Below are 18,660 nucleotides of genomic sequence, written 5' to 3'. Positions count from 1 at the left end.
CTCCACCCGAAGAAAGCGCAAAGTCAGAACGGTTCAGGGATTCAGCGACGCCAGGCACTGCTGCAGTCGTGGCCCAATCTGTTCGAACATGCGCGGTGAGATGATCTCGACGTGCGCACAGTCCAGCGGCCAGATAGTCAGCTCGCCGACATAGGGCGCCCAGGCGCGGCGCGCATCCTGACCGGGCTGCTGCGTCTGTTCCGCCAGGAACAGGGTTGCGTGTCCGGTGAAACGGGCACTGCGCGCTGTTGCCAGCAGGCGCACCGAACTGGCGTAGTTGGCTTCAATGGTGGTAAACAGTGCCTCCATTCCTTCACCGGCCTGCTGCCGCTGCGCAGCGATAAACTGCTCGCGCTCACGATTAACCTCTTCCAGCACCGCCGGATCCAGCACGTTTTCACCGCGTCGTTCATCCCAGTTCTGCGTCTCCGGCGGCCAGGTATCCAGCAGTCCAAGGAAGGCAACAGTTTCACCTTCGGCCTCCAGCCGCGCGGCGATACCCTGCGCCAGCGTGCCGCCCAGCGAGTAGCCCAGGAAATAGTAAGGCCCCTGTGGTTGCTGCTGACGCACCGTCGCCAGATGCGCCTCACACACCGCGTCAAGGTGCTGCGCCTGGTTCAGCGGGCTGGCGGTGTGGGGTGACTGAATGCCGAGTAGCGACCAGCGTGCATCCAGATAGCGCTGCAACACGCTGAATTGCCAGGCAAAACCGGAGGCGGGATGGAAGCAGAACAGCGTCGGGCCAGTGCTGCGTCGCAAGGGTAATACCGCTTCAAATCCGGCGCGAGCCACATCCGCGGGCTCGCTGCTGAGCAGTGCCGCCAGCTTTTCTACCGTGGATGCCACCATAATCTGGCCCACTGACACAGGCTGATTCAGCGTCCGGCGCAGCTGTGCTGCCAGCCGCATCGCCAGCAGCGAGTGACCGCCCAGCGAGAAGAAATCATCCTGGGCGCTCACCGGTTCGCACTCCAGCAGCCTGGCAAACGCCTGTGCCAGTGTCGTTTCGAGTCCGGGATGCGGCGCGCGACCAGCCAGCGCTGCCTGCGTTTGCGGCAGCGGCAGCGCTTTGCGATCCAGTTTACCGTTGCTGCTGAGCGGTAACGCCGCCAGCTGAACAATCGCCACCGGCACCATATGCGCCGGTAACTGTGTGGCCAGAGTCTGACGCATTGCGTCGGTATCGATCGGGCCATCAGCCACCACATAGCCGACCAGCTGGCGGGCATCGCCCTGCTGATCGCTGCTGCTCCCCAGCACCACCGCATGTGTGACGGCCTGCTCAATGCCAGGTAGCGCAGCCATGGCGTGGTCGATCTCGTTCAGCTCGATACGCTGTCCGCGAATTTTAAGCTGATCGTCGCTGCGGCCCAGATACTCCACCGCACCATCCGGCAGCCAGCGCGCCACATCACCGGTGCGGTACATCCGGGAGCCGTGTCCCCACGGATCGGCGACAAACCGGCTGGCAGTAAGGTCGGGACGATCAAGATAGCCATGTGCCAGCTGCACGCCGGTCAGATAGAGATCGCCAGCCACGCCCGGTGGCACCGGCTGCAGACGCGCATCCAGAATCCGTAAGCCGGTGTTCCAGACCGGGAAGCCAATCGGCACGCTGGCCCCTTCGACGGCCGCCAGCTCCGGGCCAAAGGCCGGATAGTAGCTGACATCAACCGCCGCTTCGGTCGGGCCATAAAGATTATGCAAGGGCACACGGGTCAGCGCCTGCCACTGGCGCGATAACTCTGCGGGCAGCGCTTCGCCGCTACAGAAAACCCGGCGCAGGGTGGCGCAGCGCGCTATCGCGTCACCTTCCTGCAGCGAAGCGACAAAAGCAGCCAGCATCGACGGAACAAAATGGGTGGTGGTCACGCGGTAGCGGGCAAACAGCTGCTGCAGCGCGTCCGGGTCGCGATGAGCATCGGGCGGAGCCATCACCAGCCGTGCGCCGACGATAAGCGGCCAGAAGAACTCCCATACCGAAACATCAAAGCTGCTCGGGGTTTTCTGCAACACCACATCATCGCTGCCGAGCGGATAGCGATCCTGCATCCATAACAGACGGTTGACGATCGCCTCATGACTGACCAGCACCCCTTTTGGCCGGCCGGTCGAGCCGGAGGTATAGATGATGTATGCGCCATCCTGTGGACGCGGGGCCTGCATCAGCACGCTATCAACGGGTGTTAACAGCGCGTCGTAAAACAGCGGCGTGACGGGTGAGAGTGCCGCCAGCCGCTCGGCCAGTTCACGACAGGTGATCAGCGTTTTCGGCGCGGCATCTTCCAGCATCATCTGTAACCGATCGTCCGGGTAGCCGGTATCAAGCGGCAGCCAGGTTGCCCCCACGCTGACGATCGCCTGCAGCGCCAGCGATAAAAAGACCGAACGCGGCAGCGCTACGGCGACGATATCACCCGGCGTCACTCCCTGCGCAATCAACTGTTGCCCCAGCGCGGCGACCTGCTGCTGCATCTGTTGATAGTCAAGCTGATGCCCCTCATCTGCCAGTGCCGGAGCGCGCGGCGAACGCTGTGCCTGACGGAGCAGCAGGCTGCTCAGGGTTTCTGCAGGCAGCATTACGGCAGTCTGGTTGATCGCCGCGAGCTGCTGATGCTCTTCCGGCATCAGCATATCCAGCTCGCCACAGGCACTGGCTGGCCGGACGGCAAGCTGCTGAAGCAGCAGGCCAAAGCGGCTGGCGTGTTGCTTTAGCGTTGTGTCGCTGTAGCGCTGTGCATTAGCGAGTAACTCCAGCGTCAGGTCGCCCTGTTCGCTGAGGTAGATAGCAATCTCCAGATCGCGTACCGGTCCTGACGCCAGCTGATGGGTTATGCCTTTGATGCCAGCGAAATCGAGCTGGTAATCAAACATCTTCAGGTTGATTACCGGCCCATAGAGCGGATCGCTGTCGCCGGAGCGACCCAGATCGCGCTGCACCTGTTCAGCGTCGTAACGCTGATGACGACGCATTTTTTTTACTTCGCCCGCCAGACGCCCGGCCAGTGCCGTCAGCGGCTGTGCCGGATCGTAATGCACCGCCATTGGCAGCACGTTAATCACCGGACCGGTGGCGCAGAGCGCGGCCGAGCCGATGCGGCGCATAAAGATGAAACCGGCGGCGAACGCATGCTGGCCGGTGAGGCGCGCCAGCCATAAGGCCACCAGCGCAAAGGCGGTATCTGCGGCGCTGAGGTTTTGCTGCCCGGTGTGCGTCAGCAAAGCCTGAAACGTGTCGCGATCCACGGCAAACGTGTGGCGCAGCAGGTCGGTACTGGCGCTCTGACCGGCCAGCGGCAGAGCGGACAACGAGGCGGGCGCAGGTAACTGCACCCCTTTCTCCAGCCAGAACTGGCGATCGCGCTGCCAGCCCGAAGATTGCTGATAGCGCTGATATTCATCAACGACGTCGCTGAACGGCACGAACGGGCTTGGCTCCGGCGTGTCGCCGCGCTGCCAGGCGCTGTAGAGATTGGCGATACGGCGGGTCAGGGCGGTGAAACTAAAACCATCGACCACCAGATGATGGTATCGCTGATACCAGTACCAGTGATCCTCATCCAGCCGAAACAGGCTGTGATGGTAGAGCGGCGCGCCGCTCAGCACCCGCAGATCGCCGGTCATATCCTGCTGCATCAGCGCACGTGCTGTGGCCTCCGGATCGGCGGCGTCGCGCAGATCGACCACCTCAGGCTCGCGGAAAGCCTGGGGTTCAGGCCACTGTAGCGGTTCACCCTCCAGCTCGCCAAAGGCCATATTCAGTGTGTCCGCTTCCTGCATGCCAGCAATTATGGCCCGTGATAACAGCGCGCTGTTCAGCGCACCGCGCAGTTCGACAAAATGCGCCACGGCGTAAGCATTGGAATAGGGCGATAGCTGGTCAGCGATCCAGATTCCGGGCTGAGCGGCCACCAGCGGCAGCGTTTTTTGTTCTGTCTGCGGGTTGAGGGTGATCTCAGACATTTTCGCCTCTGTCCTGCGTCATAACCGGACGGATATCGTGCCAGTTTTCATTCAGCCAGCTCAGACAGTCAGCCTGTGGCCCGGGACCAAACACCGGCTGCCATCCTGCCGGAACCGCACAAAAGGCGGGCCATAAGCTGTACTGCTGCTGATCGTTCTTCAGCACCTGACAATCCTGTTGCGGATCGTCGAAAGGGTTAAGTTGTTGCATGTCGGTCTCCTGTCCGCAGTCACCGGGCGCGCTAACGCCGCTGTCCTGCATAGATATCTTTCAGTGGCGCGCAGAAGGCGGAATATAAGCGGGTTAGGGCTATTGCCATATGGCTTTAAGGCCTGCCAGCAGTCCGCCGCGCCAGCACAGCGCATCGTGACCACCTTCGACCGGGTGATAGCTGACCTGATGTCCGGCAGCGGTCAGATCGTGCTGAAACTGCTGGTTTGCTGCCAGAATCAGCCGTTCGCGTCGTCCCGCTTCCAGGTAGAAGCGGCGAGGGGGGGCCTGCAGTAAGCCCTGTTGTAACTGCTGTGGCAGCCAGCCATTGGGATCGCCGCGCGCGGGCCACCAGAACGACCCGGAGAGGCTGATCGCCCCAGCAAAGGTTTCCGGCCAGGTCAGGGTGGCGTAAGCGGCAGAAAGGCCGCCAAAACTTTGTCCCGCTACCAGCGTGCTGTCGGCACGAAACGGCGCCCAGCGCTGAACCTGCGGCAACAGCTCGTGCTGAATCGCCAGCCAGAAGTCAGGGTTACAGGTCAGCTCACGCGTGCGGTGTTCGCGGTCGATGATGTCGATCATGACATAGACCGCAGGGGGCAGTTCGCCCGCCTCTGTCAGTTGCTGAAGCGGGCCGGCAACCGGCATGTTCTGTGCCCAGAACTGACCATCCAGCAGCAGTACCAGCGGACGATCGCCTGCACTGGCGTCTCCGGTAACAGAGATCCAGATCTGACGCTGGTTCCCCAGCCGTTCGCTGCGCCACAAATAGTGTTGCAGCGGAATATCGGCGGCACGGCCCTCATCAACCGCACGCCACACCTGCTGATCCGGCGCGTGTGGCAGGTGCAGTGGCGAGACCCTCATTCCGCGTCCACCCGCCCAGCTTCGCAGAGGATTCAGCGGATCGCTTTGCGCCTGCGGGAATTTCTGACTCCACCACTGGCGCACTGACTGCATATCGGCCTGCCCGGTAAAAGTCTCTTCCTGACTATCAGGAATCAGGCAGTAGCTGCCGCGCCAGTCAGCGGGCAGAGCGGTTTGCCACCACCAGACATCGGTATCGGGAACAGGCGTTAATGAGGAGGGGACCGCTGAATGATGATGATCGGTTACGCCGGTAATATTGATCCAGACGCGCCGGGTATCGGAGCGCTGCGTGTCACCCTGGGGATCGCGCCAGAAAAAGGTGACCTGACAGGTTCCCTTTTCGCCAGCTTCAACCAGAGGAATGCCCCGTTGCTGCTGCTGTTGCCACCAGCGTTCACTGCCGGTTTCTTCATTTAACCACGTCATACGCGCCATCTTTCGATCACCCTTGATTAGGGTCATGCATGTTATGAATAATAGTATTGATAATTATTTGCATTTGCAATAGGGTGTTTCCGCCCGACAGGGAGTGCGCGCATCCTCTCTGCCGCACCGGCTTTCAGACTGATGCAAAGCGGTTCTGACGCTGGCCCGGCGACAAGGGGAAAACGTTGCAGGCAAGGTTATTACTTTTTTACCGGCACGCCGGCAGTGGCATCCTCGCCGGCACTCCAGGAACAGAAAAATGAAAAAGTTATCCCGGCTTTCGTTAGCCATTATGATTGAACTGGGTTTCACCGCCTCTCTCATTTCTGCCGGTGCCGTGGCTGCTGAAGCCACCCGCGAACCGGCTATCGACAGCAGCACCTCCGATACCCTCCACGACGACACCATGATGGTGACCGCCGCCGAGCAGACGTTGCAGGCACCTGGCGTGTCGACCATCACCGCCGACGAAATTAAAAAACATCCACCCGCACGCGATGTCGCCGAAATTATTCGCACCATGCCTGGCGTCAATCTGACCGGTAACTCCACCAGCGGCCAGCGCGGAAACAATCGCCAGATCGATATCCGCGGCATGGGGCCGGAAAATACCCTGATTCTGATCGATGGATTGCCGGTGACCAGCCGCAACGCGGTTCGGCTTGGCTGGCGTGGCGAGCGTGATACGCGCGGCGACACCAACTGGGTGCCGCCAGAGATCATTGATCGCATTGAGGTGATCCGCGGTCCGGCAGCGGCCCGTTACGGTAACGGTGCAGCGGGCGGCGTGGTGAACATCATCACCAAAAAAGAGATGGATAATCAGTGGCACGGCTCATGGAGCGCCTATTACAACGTGCCGGAACACAAGGAGGAGGGCGCGACCCGTCGCACCAACTTCAGCCTTGAAGGGCCACTGGGCGATGATGTCAGTTTCCGGCTCTATGGCGGACTGGCAAAAACGCAGGCTGATGCTTACGACATTAATGAAGGGCACGCCGCAGACCGCACCGGCAGTTACGCCGGATCGTACCCGGCGGGCCGGGAAGGCTCGATCAACAAAGATATTCATGGCCTGCTGCGCTGGGCATTTGCGCCGATGCAGACGCTGGAAGTGGGGGCCGGTTACAGTCGTCAGGGCAACCTCTATGCCGGGGACACGCAGAACACCAATACCAATGCCCTGGTGAAAAGCAAATATGGTGAAGAGACCAACCGGCTCTATCGGCAGAACTTTTCTGTTAAGTGGACCGGTGCCTGGGATAATGGCATCAGCACCAATACCTACGCGCAATATGAGAATACCCGCAACGCGCGTCTGAATGAGGGGCTGGCGGGCGGCACCGAAGGCATCTTCGCCAACAGCAACTTCAATACCATCCAGCTGGATGATGTGTTGTTGCACAGTGAGATCAGTGTGCCGTTTGAATGGCTGGTGAACCAGACCGCGACTTTCGGGACGGAATGGAATCAGCAGCGGATGAAGGATCCTTCATCAACGACGCAGGCCGCCAGCTACGGGTCGATTCCCGGTATCGCTACGACCGGCCGCACACCCTATTCACAGGCGGAAATCTTCTCGCTGTTTGCCGAAGACAATATTGAGCTGACCGATAGCACCATGCTGACGCCGGGCCTGCGCTTCGATCACCATTCGATTGTCGGCGATAACTGGAGTCCGTCGCTCAACCTGTCACAGGGATTAGGCGATGAGTTCACCCTGAAAATGGGCATTGCGCGCGCCTATAAAGCCCCGAGCCTCTATCAGACCAACCCGAACTATCTGCTCTACAGCAACGGTCAGGGCTGTGCCGCCAGTGCCGGTGCCTGTTATCTGATGGGTAATGACGATCTGAAAGCGGAAAACAGCATCAATAAAGAGATTGGGGTCGAATGGAAGCGCGACGGCTACCAGGCGGGCCTGACCTGGTTCCGCAACGACTACCGTAACAAGATCGAGGCTGGCACGGCGCCAACCGGCACCGCATCTAACGGCAAAACCGACATCTACAAATGGGAAAATGTGCCGAAAGCGGTCGTCGAGGGGCTGGAAGGCACGGTCAATGTCCCGTTCTCCGACAGCGTAACGTGGAACAATAACTTCACTTACATGCTGCAGAGTAAGAATAAAGAGACCGGCGATCGTCTGTCGATTATTCCGGAATATACGCTCAATTCGACGCTGAGCTGGCAGGCGATGCAGGACCTCTCCCTGCAAACGACCCTGACCTGGTACGGTAAACAGGTACCGAAGAAATATGACTATAAAGGTAACGCCGTTACCGGTAGCGCCACCGATCAGGTGAGCCCCTATTCGGTTGTGGGCATGAGCGGCACCTATGACGTTAATAAATATGCCAGCGTCACCGTGGGTATCGACAACCTGTTCGACAAGCGCCATTTCCGTCAGGGCAACGCGCAGACCACCGGCAATGCCACCACCGGAGCGTGGCTCTATGGCGCAGGGGCCAATACCTTTAACGAGTCGGGCCGCACCTGGTATATGAGCGTGAATACCCGCTTCTGATGGACGGGCAATAAAAAGCGCAGCGGTTGACCTGACCGCTGCGCTTTTTTCATGACTGAATAATCAGTTGTTCTGATTGATATCGCGGTAGAGACGGCTCTCAAATCGCACCAGCGGAATACGGCGGGTACGCTGATCTTCAGGCGGGACCGCATAACCGGAAAGGAACTGAACGAATGCCACCCGCGCACCACTGGAGGTGGTAATAAAGCCCGCCAGGTTATAGACGCCCTGCAGTGAACCGGTTTTCGCCGAGACTTTGCCATCCAGCCCCGCCTCATGCAGCCCGCCGCGATACTGCAGCGTGCCGTCGTAACCTGCCAGCGGCAGCATCGAAATATAATCCAGCGTGTTGTCATTCTTCGCAATGAACTGCAATACCTGCATCATGGTTTGCGGCGAAATCAGGTCATGGCGGGAGAGACCTGAACCATCCACCTGAATGCTATTACCCATGTCGACATTGGCTTTGGCTTTCAGGATGCGGCGAACGGCATCCTGTCCGGCGCGGAACGTGCCGGGCACATTGAAGTAGTGATGACCAATGGTGCGAAACACCGTGTCGGCAATCATGTTGTCTGACTTCTTCAGCATGGTGTGCAGCAGCGTATGCAGCGGCGCGGACTGGGTCGATGCCAGCACGGTACCCGGTTCGGTGACCTGCGTCTGTCGCACCAGATGCCCGCTGTAGTCAATCTCAGACGACCGCAGTTCCGCCTTGAGGATTTCGCCAGCCCAGGCCGCGCCATCCTGCACCGCAAATGCCAGCGGCAGCGGTTCCGCGCGCTGGCGCATACAGCCCGTGAGGGTGTAGCGGTTCAGCTCGCCCGGCACCACATCCAGCTCGCAATATTGCCCTTCGCCGCTGTTGCGGCCAATGGTGCGCACCTGGCTGTACATATGCGCCGGATAATAGGAGGCGATACGTACAAAGGCATTCTCACCCGGCGTATTAGCACTGTAGAGCGAAACCGAGAAGCAGTTTTTATCAACGATTGCCGCACCCGGCGGAGCACTGAAGCACTGGGTCATATCGTTCCACGGCCAGCCCGGCGCCATATCGTGACTGGCAAAAACGGAGGTGTCGATAACCAGATTGCCTTTGATATGGTTAATGCCCTGCTTCTTTATCGCCGCCACCATGTTGCGCAGATCCTGACGGCTTAAGGTGGGATCACCGCCGAAACGTGCAACTAAATCGCCGTTCAGGGTGCCATCGATAATGGCGCCGCGAGTCTCAAAAGTGGTCTGAAAACGGAAGTCGCCACCCAGCTCCAGCAATGCTGCCAGCGCCGTCACCACTTTCATGGTACTGGCGGGCAGGGCCATCTGTTTTCCGTGATAATCAATAATCGGTGTTGATGCGCCTACTTTTTGTACCATCAGCGCCAGATTGGCGCCGTCTGGCAGGTACTGCATGTATTCATCAACTGGCGCTGCGTGTGCCTGCAGCATAAATGCGCAGCTTAATCCGGTAACAAGTCGTGAAAATCGCATAATCTCGCGGTAACTGGCAGGTGAGGGCGTCAATACTACGTCGCTGGACGGTGCAAAGTAAACGATGACCCGCAGGGAACTCTGGGGTAAAATACGTATCAAATTGCAAAACTCTTTTCTGGCCTGGAAGCATCTCCGGGTCAGGATTCTTTTATTTGCAAAAACGGGCTAATGCGCCGCAGAACGCTTTTTTCTGCAGTCACCGGTCAGGATGACATCGTTAAACAGGAAAGATGGCGAGGAGCTTAAATGAATCAGATTCCGATGACGTTAAGAGGCGCTGAAAGATTGCGCGAAGAGCTGAACGAGCTGAAAACCGTGAAGCGCCCGCGCATTATCGCCTCTATCGCTGATGCACGCGAACATGGCGATTTAAAAGAGAACGCGGAATATCACGCTGCGCGTGAAGAGCAGGGTTTTTGCGAAGGCCGTATTCAGGAGATTGAAGCCAAACTCTCCAATGCGCAGGTTATCGACGTCACTCAGATGCCGAAAACCGGACGCGTGATTTTCGGTGCAACCGTTACCGTGCTGAACGTCGAAACCGACGAAGAAGCCACGTATCGCATTGTGGGCGATGACGAAGCGGACTTTAAGCAAAATCTGATTTCGGTCAATTCGCCGATGGCGCGTGGCCTGGTGGGTAAAGAGGCCGATGACGTGGCTATCGTGAAAACCCCGGGCGGCGACGTTGAGTATGAAATCCTGAAGGTGGAATACCTTTAAGATGTTGCTACGCTTTGAAAAGCGTTAAAGCACAATGTAAAGAAAGGAAAAAGGCCGCATTGCGGCCTTTTATCTGAGGTAAGAGCATGTCACTTTCTTTGCCCACTTAGCGTGGCAGAGAAATTTTGCTCTCTTTAGAGGGGCGATACAGCACCAGCGTTTTGCCGATCACCTGTACGTTGCTGGCACCGGTCTCACGCACGATAGCCTCAACGATCAGCTGCTTCGTTTCACGATCTTCCGAGGCGATTTTTACCTTGATCAGTTCGTGATGCGACAGAGCCTGCTCGATTTCGGCCAGCACGCCTTCAGTCAGGCCATTGCCACCCAGCATAACCACTGGCTTGAGCGGATGGGCGAGGCCCTTGAGGTGCTGTTTTTGTTTGGTACTTAGATTCATCGTAGTTTTTTACTTACTCAGGGATTGAAAACGGTTCATTCTACCGCCATCTCGGGTATATCACCAAATCGACGCAACCCATTGCGTGCAGGTTTATCGCTACGATGACGATTTAGTTGGAAATATTATGACGGGTAAAAAGCGTTCGGCCAGCTCCGGCCGCTGGCTTCAGGAACACTTTAGCGATAAATATGTGCTCCAGGCGCATAAAAAAGGGTTGCGTTCGCGCGCCTGGTTTAAACTTGATGAAATACAACAGGGTGACAAGCTTTTCAAACCCGGCATGACCGTGGTAGATCTGGGGGCTGCACCCGGAGGCTGGTCGCAATATGTGGTACAGCAAATTGGGAACAAAGGGCGAGTCATTGCCTGTGATATCCTGCCAATGGATCCGATAGTCGGTGTCGATTTCCTTCAGGGCGATTTTCGTGAAGAATCGGTGGTCAATGCGCTGCTTGAACGCGTTGGCGATCAAAAAGTTCAGGTTGTCATGTCCGATATGGCGCCGAATATGAGTGGTACACCTGCCGTAGATATTCCCCGGTCGATGTATTTAGTCGAGCTGGCGCTGGAGATGTGTCGGGATATCCTGGCACCTGGCGGCAGTTTTGTAGTGAAAGTGTTTCAGGGAGATGGCTTCGATGAATACCTGCGGGAAATTCGCTCCCTGTTTACGAAAGTGAAAATTCGTAAGCCGGACGCTTCACGTTCACGTTCACGTGAAGTGTATATTGTGGCGACTGGGCGCAAACTATAACCAAATTGCTGGAGAAGTCCGCAGTTTTGCTGCGATTCCATGTATGCGGGATCTATAGTACCCTACGCTATCTGTTAACACCGTTGTAATATGAGGTTAATCCCTTGAGTGACATGGCGAAAAACCTGATTCTCTGGTTAGTCATCGCGGTCGTGCTGATGTCAGTATTCCAGAGCTTTGGGCCCAGCGAGTCGAATGGCCGTCGGGTTGATTATTCAACCTTCCTGTCGGAAGTGAACCAGGATCAGGTCCGCGAGGCACGTATTAACGGGCGTGAAATTAACGTCGTTAAAAAAGACAGCAATAAATACACGACCTACATTCCTGTCAACGATCCCAAGTTGCTCGATAACCTCTTGACCAAAAACGTCAAAGTGGTTGGCGAACCGCCGGAAGAACCAAGCCTGCTGGCTTCAATCTTCATTTCGTGGTTCCCGATGTTGCTGCTGATCGGTGTGTGGATCTTCTTTATGCGTCAGATGCAGGGCGGCGGCGGTAAGGGCGCGATGTCCTTCGGCAAGAGCAAAGCCCGCATGTTGACGGAAGACCAGATTAAAACCACTTTCGCCGACGTAGCAGGTTGTGACGAAGCGAAAGATGAAGTTGCTGAGCTGGTGGAATATCTGCGTGAGCCAAGCCGTTTCCAGAAGCTGGGCGGTAAGATTCCAAAAGGCGTTCTGATGGTGGGGCCACCGGGTACCGGTAAAACCTTGCTGGCAAAAGCGATTGCCGGCGAAGCGAAGGTGCCTTTCTTTACCATCTCCGGTTCTGACTTTGTGGAAATGTTTGTCGGTGTCGGTGCATCCCGTGTGCGTGACATGTTCGAACAGGCCAAAAAAGCGGCTCCGTGCATCATCTTTATCGATGAGATCGACGCAGTCGGTCGTCAGCGTGGCGCCGGTTTAGGCGGTGGACATGACGAACGTGAGCAGACGCTGAACCAGATGCTGGTTGAGATGGATGGTTTCGAAGGTAACGAAGGTATTATTGTTATCGCCGCAACTAACCGTCCTGACGTACTGGACCCTGCGCTGCTGCGTCCAGGTCGCTTTGACCGTCAGGTTGTAGTTGGCCTGCCAGATGTTCGCGGTCGTGAGCAGATCCTGAAAGTGCATATGCGTCGTGTGCCGCTGGCAACTGATGTTGATGCAGCAATCATTGCACGTGGTACGCCAGGCTTCTCGGGTGCCGATCTGGCCAACCTTGTTAACGAAGCAGCGCTGTTCGCGGCCCGTTCAAACAAGCGTGTGGTTTCGATGGTAGAGTTCGAGAAAGCGAAAGACAAAATCATGATGGGTGCGGAACGTCGCTCCATGGTGATGACGGAATCGCAGAAAGAGTCAACTGCCTACCACGAAGCAGGCCACGCCATTATTGGTCGCCTGGTGCCAGAGCATGACCCGGTTCATAAAGTAACGATTATCCCGCGCGGTCGCGCACTGGGTGTGACCTTCTTCCTGCCTGAAGGCGACGCGATCAGCGCCAGCCGTCAGAAACTGGAAAGCCAGATCTCAACGCTTTACGGCGGTCGTCTGGCAGAAGAGATCATCTACGGTGCAGAACGTGTTTCTACCGGTGCGTCCAACGATATTAAAGTTGCGACCAATCTGGCGCGTAACATGGTAACGCAGTGGGGCTTCTCTGAAAAACTGGGTCCGTTGCTCTATGCAGAAGAAGAGGGTGAAGTGTTCCTCGGACGTTCTGTCGCGAAAGCGAAACATATGTCTGATGAAACGGCCCGCATCATCGACCAGGAAGTTAAGCACCTGATCGACAGCAACTACCAGCGTGCTCGTCAGATTCTGGGTGAGAACATGGACATCCTTCACGCGATGAAAGACGCGCTGATGAAGTATGAAACCATTGATGCACCGCAGATCGACGACCTGATGGCACGCCGCGAAGTGCGTCCGCCAGCGGGCTGGGAAGATCCAGGCAGCAACTCAGACAGCAACGGTACGCCAAAGGCGCCACGTCCGGTTGATGAACCGCGTACGCCAAACCCAGGCAATACCATGTCAGAGCAGTACAACAAATAAGACGCAACATCGTCAGACAAAACCCCGGCTGGTCCGGGGTTTTTTACATCCAGATATTGATCAGCAAGGAGTTTCCGCTATGAAGTTGTTCGCCCGTGATTCCCATCTCGATTTATCTTTTCCACATGTGATGGGCATTCTTAACGTCACGCCGGACTCCTTTTCAGATGGTGGAAAGCATAACGCGCTGGTCGATGCGCTGACGCATACCAATGAGATGGTCAATGCAGGCGCAACCATCATCGATGTGGGTGGGGAATCAACCCGTCCTGGCGCGGATGAAGTGAGTGTGGAGGAGGAGCTGGAGCGGGTGATTCCGGTCATTGATGCCATTGCCCAGCGTTTCGAAGTCTGGATTTCAGTGGACACCTCTAAAGCTGATGTCATCCGGGAAGCCGCGCGAGTGGGTGCTCACATCATTAACGACGTGCGTTCGCTTTCTGAACCCGGAGCACGGGAAGCCGCCGCCTCGACCGGGCTGCCCGTCTGTTTAATGCATATGCAGGGCGAACCGCGCACCATGCAGCAGGCACCGGTTTACGAAAATATTTTAAGCGAAGTGGACACTTACTTCGCTCAGCAGATAGCGCGCTGCGAAGCAGCGGGCATGAAAAAAGAGCGTCTGATACTCGACCCGGGCTTCGGTTTCGGTAAAAATCTCAGCCACAATTATGAACTGCTGGCTCATCTTGGCGATTTTCACCACTTCGGCCTGCCGCTGTTAGTGGGGATGTCGCGTAAATCGATGATTGGCCAGCTGTTAAACGTCGGCCCGTCACAGCGTTTAACCGGCAGCCTGAGTTGCGCGGTGATTGCTGCTATGCAGGGCGCGCAGATTATTCGCGCCCATGATGTAAAAGAGACGGCTGAAGCGATGCGCGTGGTCGAAGCGACCCGAAGAGCAAAAGGAGTATCATGAGTAATCGTAAATATTTCGGTACAGACGGCATTCGTGGCAAAGTCGGTGAAGCACCCATCACCCCCGATTTCGTCCTGAAGCTGGGCTGGGCTGCAGGTAAAGTGCTGGCGCGCCACGGTTCAAAGAAGATCATCATCGGTAAAGATACCCGTATCTCTGGCTATATGCTGGAGTCCGCGCTGGAAGCTGGTCTCGCCGCAGCAGGCCTGACGGCCGCCTTTACCGGCCCGATGCCGACACCAGCCATCGCCTATCTGACCCGTACTTTCCGCGCAGAGGCGGGCATTGTGATTTCAGCGTCACATAACCCGTTTGACGACAACGGAATTAAATTCTTCTCATCCGAGGGCACCAAACTGCCCGATGACGTCGAAGAGGCGATTGAGCTGGAGATGGAAAAGCCGATTACCTGCGTTGAATCAGCGCAGCTAGGTCGTGCCAGCCGTATTGTGGATGCAGCAGGGCGTTACATTGAGTTCTGCAAAGGGACTTTCCCCAGCGAACTGAATCTGAATGGCCTGAAAATTGTGGTCGACTGCGCCAATGGCGCCACCTACCATATTGCGCCGAATGTATTGCGTGAACTGGGCGCGACGGTGATTGCTATCGGTGTCCAGCCAGACGGCATGAACATCAACAAAGAGTGCGGTGCCACCGACCTCAAGCTGCTGCAGCAGCGCGTGCTGGCGGAGAAGGCCGATATCGGTCTGGCCTACGACGGTGACGGCGATCGCATCATGATGATTGACCATCTGGGTGACAAAGTTGATGGCGACCAGATTCTTTACATCATTGCGCGTGAAGCCCTGCGTCAGGGACAGCTTCGCGGCGGCGTCGTGGGTACGCTGATGAGTAACATGGGGCTGGAGTTAGCGCTGAAACAGCTTGGCATTCCGTTTACCCGTGCCAAAGTCGGTGACCGTTATGTACTGGAGAAGATGCAGGAGAAGGGCTGGCGTCTCGGTGCAGAGAACTCCGGTCATGTGATCCTGCTGGATAAAACCACAACCGGTGACGGTATCGTTGCAAGTTTGCAAGTGCTCACTGCGATGGTGCGTAACCACATGAGCCTGCACGATCTCTGTAGTGGCATGAAGATGCTGCCGCAGGTCCTGGTTAACGTACGCTTTGCGGGCGAACATGATCCGCTTCAGAGTGACGCGGTAAAAGCTGTCACGGCCGAAGTGGAAAAAGCGCTGGCGGGTCGCGGACGCGTTCTGCTGCGTAAATCAGGGACTGAGCCATTGATTCGTGTCATGGTCGAAGGCGAAAATGAGGCGCAGGTTACCGAACTGGCGAATCGCATCGCCGACCAGGTCAAGGCCGTTTAAAACCGTAACAGGCGGTCTGCAGGGTGCTGAACTGCCTGTAAAATCACCGGGATGGCGTTTTTTTCTGCAAACAGTAGGGGTAGTAAAAATTGCACTTGCAGAGATATGCGCCTTTGGTTAGTATTCACACCCGCTTCTGATGGGTGATGACGAGACTCCCCATCAATACTGGTTGAAGCTTTAACTGTACGATTACCGTGCAAGGAACAGGATGATATGTACCAAGCTCTTTTAGTAGTTTTCCTTATTGTAGCTATCGCCCTCGTGGGTATGATCATGCTGCAGCAAGGCAAAGGCGCTGATATGGGAGCCTCATTCGGTGCAGGCGCATCCGGTACGGTGTTTGGTTCTTCGGGTTCAGGTAACTTCATGACTCGTACAACCGGCATCTTAGCAGCGCTGTTTTTCATCATCAGCCTGGTTCTGGGTAATCTGAACAGCAATAAAGCGTCTAAAGGAAGCGAGTGGGAAAATCTTTCTGCGCCGGCGCAGTCTTCTCAACAGACTGAAAAGCCAGCTCAACCGGTAACGCCGGGCAGCGATATTCCTAAGTAAGGTCGTCAGCACAACGAATCGTTGTGGTCAGTGCAGTGCCGTGGTGGTGGAATTGGTAGACACGCTACCTTGAGGTGGTAGTGCCCGATTGGGCTTACGGGTTCAAGTCCCGTCCTCGGTACCAAATAGCAGTATCCCTTGCATTTTATGCAGGTCTGGCGTATTATTCGCCACGTTTTCGGACGCGGGGTGGAGCAGCCTGGTAGCTCGTCGGGCTCATAACCCGAAGGTCGTCGGTTCAAATCCGGCCCCCGCAACCAATTTTCCCTTTGAGTTCTTTTTCAAATATACTGTATGCATCGACGGACGCATTCACGGTTATTTTTTGAAAGAAAATTCTTTGGATGGAGTCCGGGCCGCATTGCGGCATACAGGGTCCAGTGATTAAAAGCCCCGAATATTCGGGGTTTTTTGTTATTAGCGAATCGTAATACTGGGCTATAGGCCCTTTTTTTATGTCTTGGGGGTGGGCTTGTCCACATTAGAGCAAAAATTGACAGAGTTGGTATCGGCTCCCGTAGAAGCGCTGGGTTACGAACTGGTTGGAATTGAATTCGTTCGTAGTCGCACATCTATCCTGCGCATCTATATTGATAGTGAAGATGGCATCAATGTCGATGATTGCGCCGATGTCAGCCACCAGGTAAGTGCGGTAATGGATGTTGAAGATCCCATTACGGTCCCTTACAACCTAGAAGTCTCTTCACCGGGACTCGATCGTCCTCTGTTCACTGCAGAACACTACACCCGCTTTATGGGTGAAGAAGTGAGTCTGGTGTTGCGTATGGCCGTGCAGAACCGCCGTAAATGGCAGGGAACCATTAAGTCAGTTGATGGCGAGATGATCACGGTGCACGTTGAGGGTAGCGATGAAGTGTTCGCACTGAGTAATATTCAGAAAGCGAACCTGGTCCCCCACTTTTAAAAGTCCGGATTGAGGCTAACCAGGATGAACAAAGAGATCTTAGCTGTTGTAGAAGCCGTTTCTAACGAAAAAGCCCTGCCGCGTGAGAAAATCTTCGAAGCGCTGGAGAGCGCGCTGGCGACTGCGACCAAGAAAAAGTACGAGCAGGAAATTGAGGTACGCGTCAGCATTGATCGCCGCAGTGGCGATTTCGATACTTTCCGCCGCTGGGAAATCGTAGAAGAGGTGACACAGCCGACGCGCGAGATCACGCTGGATGCGGCCCGCTTCGAAGATGAAGCATTCAATCTGGGCGAATATGTCGAAGATCAGATTGAATCGGTCACCTTTGACCGTATCACCACCCAGACCGCTAAGCAGGTTATCGTGCAAAAAGTGCGCGAAGCTGAGCGCGCAATGGTGGTTGATCAGTTCCGTGAGCAGGAAGGCGAAATTATCACGGGCGTGGTGAAGAAAGTTAACCGCGACAACATCTCCCTCGACTTAGGCAGCAATGCCGAAGCGGTGATTCTGCGCGAAGATATGCTGCCGCGTGAAAACTTCCGTCCAGGCGACCGTATTCGTGGCGTACTCTACTCTGTACGTCCGGAAGCGCGTGGCGCGCAACTGTTCGTGACGCGTTCTAAACCAGAAATGCTGATTGAACTGTTCCGCATCGAGGTGCCAGAAATTGGCGAAGAACTGATTGAAATTAAAGCCGCTGCCCGTGATCCGGGTTCGCGCGCTAAAATTGCAGTCAAAACCAACGACAAACGTATTGATCCGGTGGGTGCCTGTGTGGGCATGCGCGGCGCGCGTGTTCAGGCAGTTTCCAGTGAACTGGGCGGCGAGCGTATCGATATCGTGCTGTGGGACGATAACCCGGCGCAGTTTGTTATTAACGCCATGGCTCCGGCCGATGTGGCGTCAATCGTGGTTGATGAAGATAACCACACCATGGATATCGCCGTAGAAGCTGGCAATCTGGCTCAGGCGATCGGCCGTAACGGCCAAAACGTGCGTCTCGCTTCACAGCTGAGTGGCTGGGAGCTGAACGTGATGACCGTCGATGATCTGCAGGCTAAGCATCAGGCTGAAGCACATGCAGCGATCGATATGTTCACTAAACATCTCGACATCGACGAAGAGTTCGCCACCGTACTGGTGGAAGAGGGCTTCTCCTCGCTGGAAGAGCTGGCATACGTGCCAATCAACGAGCTGCTGGAAGTCGACGGCCTCGACGAAGAGACCATTGAAGCCCTGCGTGAACGAGCAAAAAATGCGTTAACCACCCTGGCACTGGCGAAAGAAGAGAGTCTTGGAAATCAGGAGCCCGCTGAGGATCTTCTGAATCTTGAAGGCCTCGATCGTGCGCTGGCGTTCCGCCTGGCGTCGAAAGGCGTTTGCACGCTGGAAGATCTCGCTGAGCAAGGTGTTGACGATCTGACGGATATTGAAGGCATGTCTGATGAACAAGCCGGCGCGCTGATTATGGCCGCACGTAATATCTGCTGGTTCGGCGATGACGCGTAATA

14 protein-coding genes and 2 tRNA genes are annotated in these 18,660 nt (G+C 56.2%); 11 read left to right on the top strand and 5 right to left on the bottom strand.

Annotated elements, in window-relative coordinates:
• Window positions 1–33: 33 nt before the first annotated feature.
• The 3 genes from OK412_RS15830 to fes all read right to left on the bottom strand — a co-directional run bounded on the left by OK412_RS15830 (window position 34) and on the right by fes (window position 5,479).
• Window positions 34–3,963 (bottom strand): enterobactin synthase subunit F, encoded by a 3,930-nt coding sequence (locus OK412_RS15830; protein ID WP_264353344.1) that lies wholly within the window; start codon window positions 3,961–3,963, stop codon window positions 34–36.
• Entirely contained in the window at window positions 3,956–4,174 is a 219-nt protein-coding gene (locus OK412_RS15825) for an MbtH family protein (protein WP_029519500.1), read from the bottom strand. The genes OK412_RS15830 and OK412_RS15825 overlap by 8 nt, the downstream gene beginning before the upstream one ends.
• Before the next feature lie 99 nt (window positions 4,175–4,273).
• Window positions 4,274–5,479 (bottom strand): enterochelin esterase, encoded by a 1,206-nt coding sequence (gene fes / locus OK412_RS15820; RefSeq protein ID WP_157353482.1) that lies wholly within the window; start codon window positions 5,477–5,479, stop codon window positions 4,274–4,276.
• A 250-nt stretch (window positions 5,480–5,729) separates the two neighbouring features.
• On the opposite strand from fes, the gene OK412_RS15815 reads away from it, so the two are divergent.
• Entirely contained in the window at window positions 5,730–7,997 is a 2,268-nt protein-coding gene (locus OK412_RS15815) for a TonB-dependent siderophore receptor (RefSeq protein ID WP_122889210.1), read from the top strand.
• A gap of 63 nt (window positions 7,998–8,060) precedes the next feature.
• Here the strand turns inward: OK412_RS15815 and dacB are convergent, their stop codons facing one another.
• The gene (gene dacB, locus OK412_RS15810; protein ID WP_010251813.1) at window positions 8,061–9,494 is read right to left on the bottom strand and encodes a serine-type D-Ala-D-Ala carboxypeptidase; all 1,434 of its coding nucleotides are present in this window, start codon (window positions 9,492–9,494) and stop codon (window positions 8,061–8,063) included.
• A 249-nt stretch (window positions 9,495–9,743) separates the two neighbouring features.
• On the opposite strand from dacB, the gene greA reads away from it, so the two are divergent.
• Window positions 9,744–10,220, top strand: coding sequence for a transcription elongation factor GreA (greA, locus tag OK412_RS15805; RefSeq protein WP_010251811.1), 477 nt, complete (start codon window positions 9,744–9,746; stop codon window positions 10,218–10,220).
• A gap of 106 nt (window positions 10,221–10,326) precedes the next feature.
• Here the strand turns inward: greA and yhbY are convergent, their stop codons facing one another.
• Entirely contained in the window at window positions 10,327–10,620 is a 294-nt protein-coding gene (gene yhbY / locus OK412_RS15800; RefSeq protein ID WP_010251809.1) for a ribosome assembly RNA-binding protein YhbY, read from the bottom strand.
• A 127-nt stretch (window positions 10,621–10,747) separates the two neighbouring features.
• Between yhbY and rlmE the strand changes: the two genes are divergently transcribed.
• From rlmE to nusA, 9 genes are all read left to right on the top strand, one after another.
• Window positions 10,748–11,377 carry a 23S rRNA (uridine(2552)-2'-O)-methyltransferase RlmE gene (gene rlmE / locus OK412_RS15795; protein ID WP_010251807.1) on the top strand — a complete coding sequence of 210 codons (630 nt, stop codon included), beginning with the start codon at window positions 10,748–10,750 and terminating at the stop codon, window positions 11,375–11,377.
• A gap of 113 nt (window positions 11,378–11,490) precedes the next feature.
• Window positions 11,491–13,416 carry an ATP-dependent zinc metalloprotease FtsH gene (gene ftsH / locus OK412_RS15790; RefSeq protein WP_010251805.1) on the top strand — a complete coding sequence of 642 codons (1,926 nt, stop codon included), beginning with the start codon at window positions 11,491–11,493 and terminating at the stop codon, window positions 13,414–13,416.
• A 79-nt stretch (window positions 13,417–13,495) separates the two neighbouring features.
• Entirely contained in the window at window positions 13,496–14,335 is an 840-nt protein-coding gene (gene folP, locus OK412_RS15785; protein ID WP_264353343.1) for a dihydropteroate synthase, read from the top strand.
• A complete protein-coding gene (glmM, locus tag OK412_RS15780; RefSeq protein WP_010251799.1) occupies window positions 14,332–15,666 on the top strand; it encodes a phosphoglucosamine mutase in 1,335 nt (444 codons plus the stop codon). The genes folP and glmM overlap by 4 nt, the downstream gene beginning before the upstream one ends.
• 216 nt (window positions 15,667–15,882) lie before the next feature.
• Window positions 15,883–16,221, top strand: a complete 339-nt coding sequence (gene secG / locus OK412_RS15775; protein ID WP_010251798.1) for a preprotein translocase subunit SecG — start codon at window positions 15,883–15,885, stop codon at window positions 16,219–16,221.
• A gap of 37 nt (window positions 16,222–16,258) precedes the next feature.
• Window positions 16,259–16,345 (top strand) — tRNA-Leu (locus tag OK412_RS15770).
• Between the two features lie 59 nt (window positions 16,346–16,404).
• Window positions 16,405–16,481, top strand: a tRNA-Met gene (locus tag OK412_RS15765).
• A gap of 212 nt (window positions 16,482–16,693) precedes the next feature.
• Complete coding sequence (rimP, locus tag OK412_RS15760) at window positions 16,694–17,146, top strand: ribosome maturation factor RimP (RefSeq protein ID WP_010251795.1); 453 nt, start codon at window positions 16,694–16,696, stop codon at window positions 17,144–17,146.
• Between the two features lie 24 nt (window positions 17,147–17,170).
• Window positions 17,171–18,658 carry a transcription termination factor NusA gene (gene nusA, locus OK412_RS15755; protein WP_010251792.1) on the top strand — a complete coding sequence of 496 codons (1,488 nt, stop codon included), beginning with the start codon at window positions 17,171–17,173 and terminating at the stop codon, window positions 18,656–18,658.
• The last annotated feature ends 2 nt before the right edge of the window (window positions 18,659–18,660 follow it).

The sequence above is a fragment of the Pantoea sp. JV6 genome (genome assembly GCF_025910055.1).
In the GTDB taxonomy this organism is placed as follows: Bacteria; Pseudomonadota; Gammaproteobacteria; order Enterobacterales; family Enterobacteriaceae; genus Pantoea; species Pantoea agglomerans.
The sequence above is the reverse complement of the archived record's forward strand: the minus strand, read 5'-3'. Positions and strand labels throughout refer to the sequence as shown.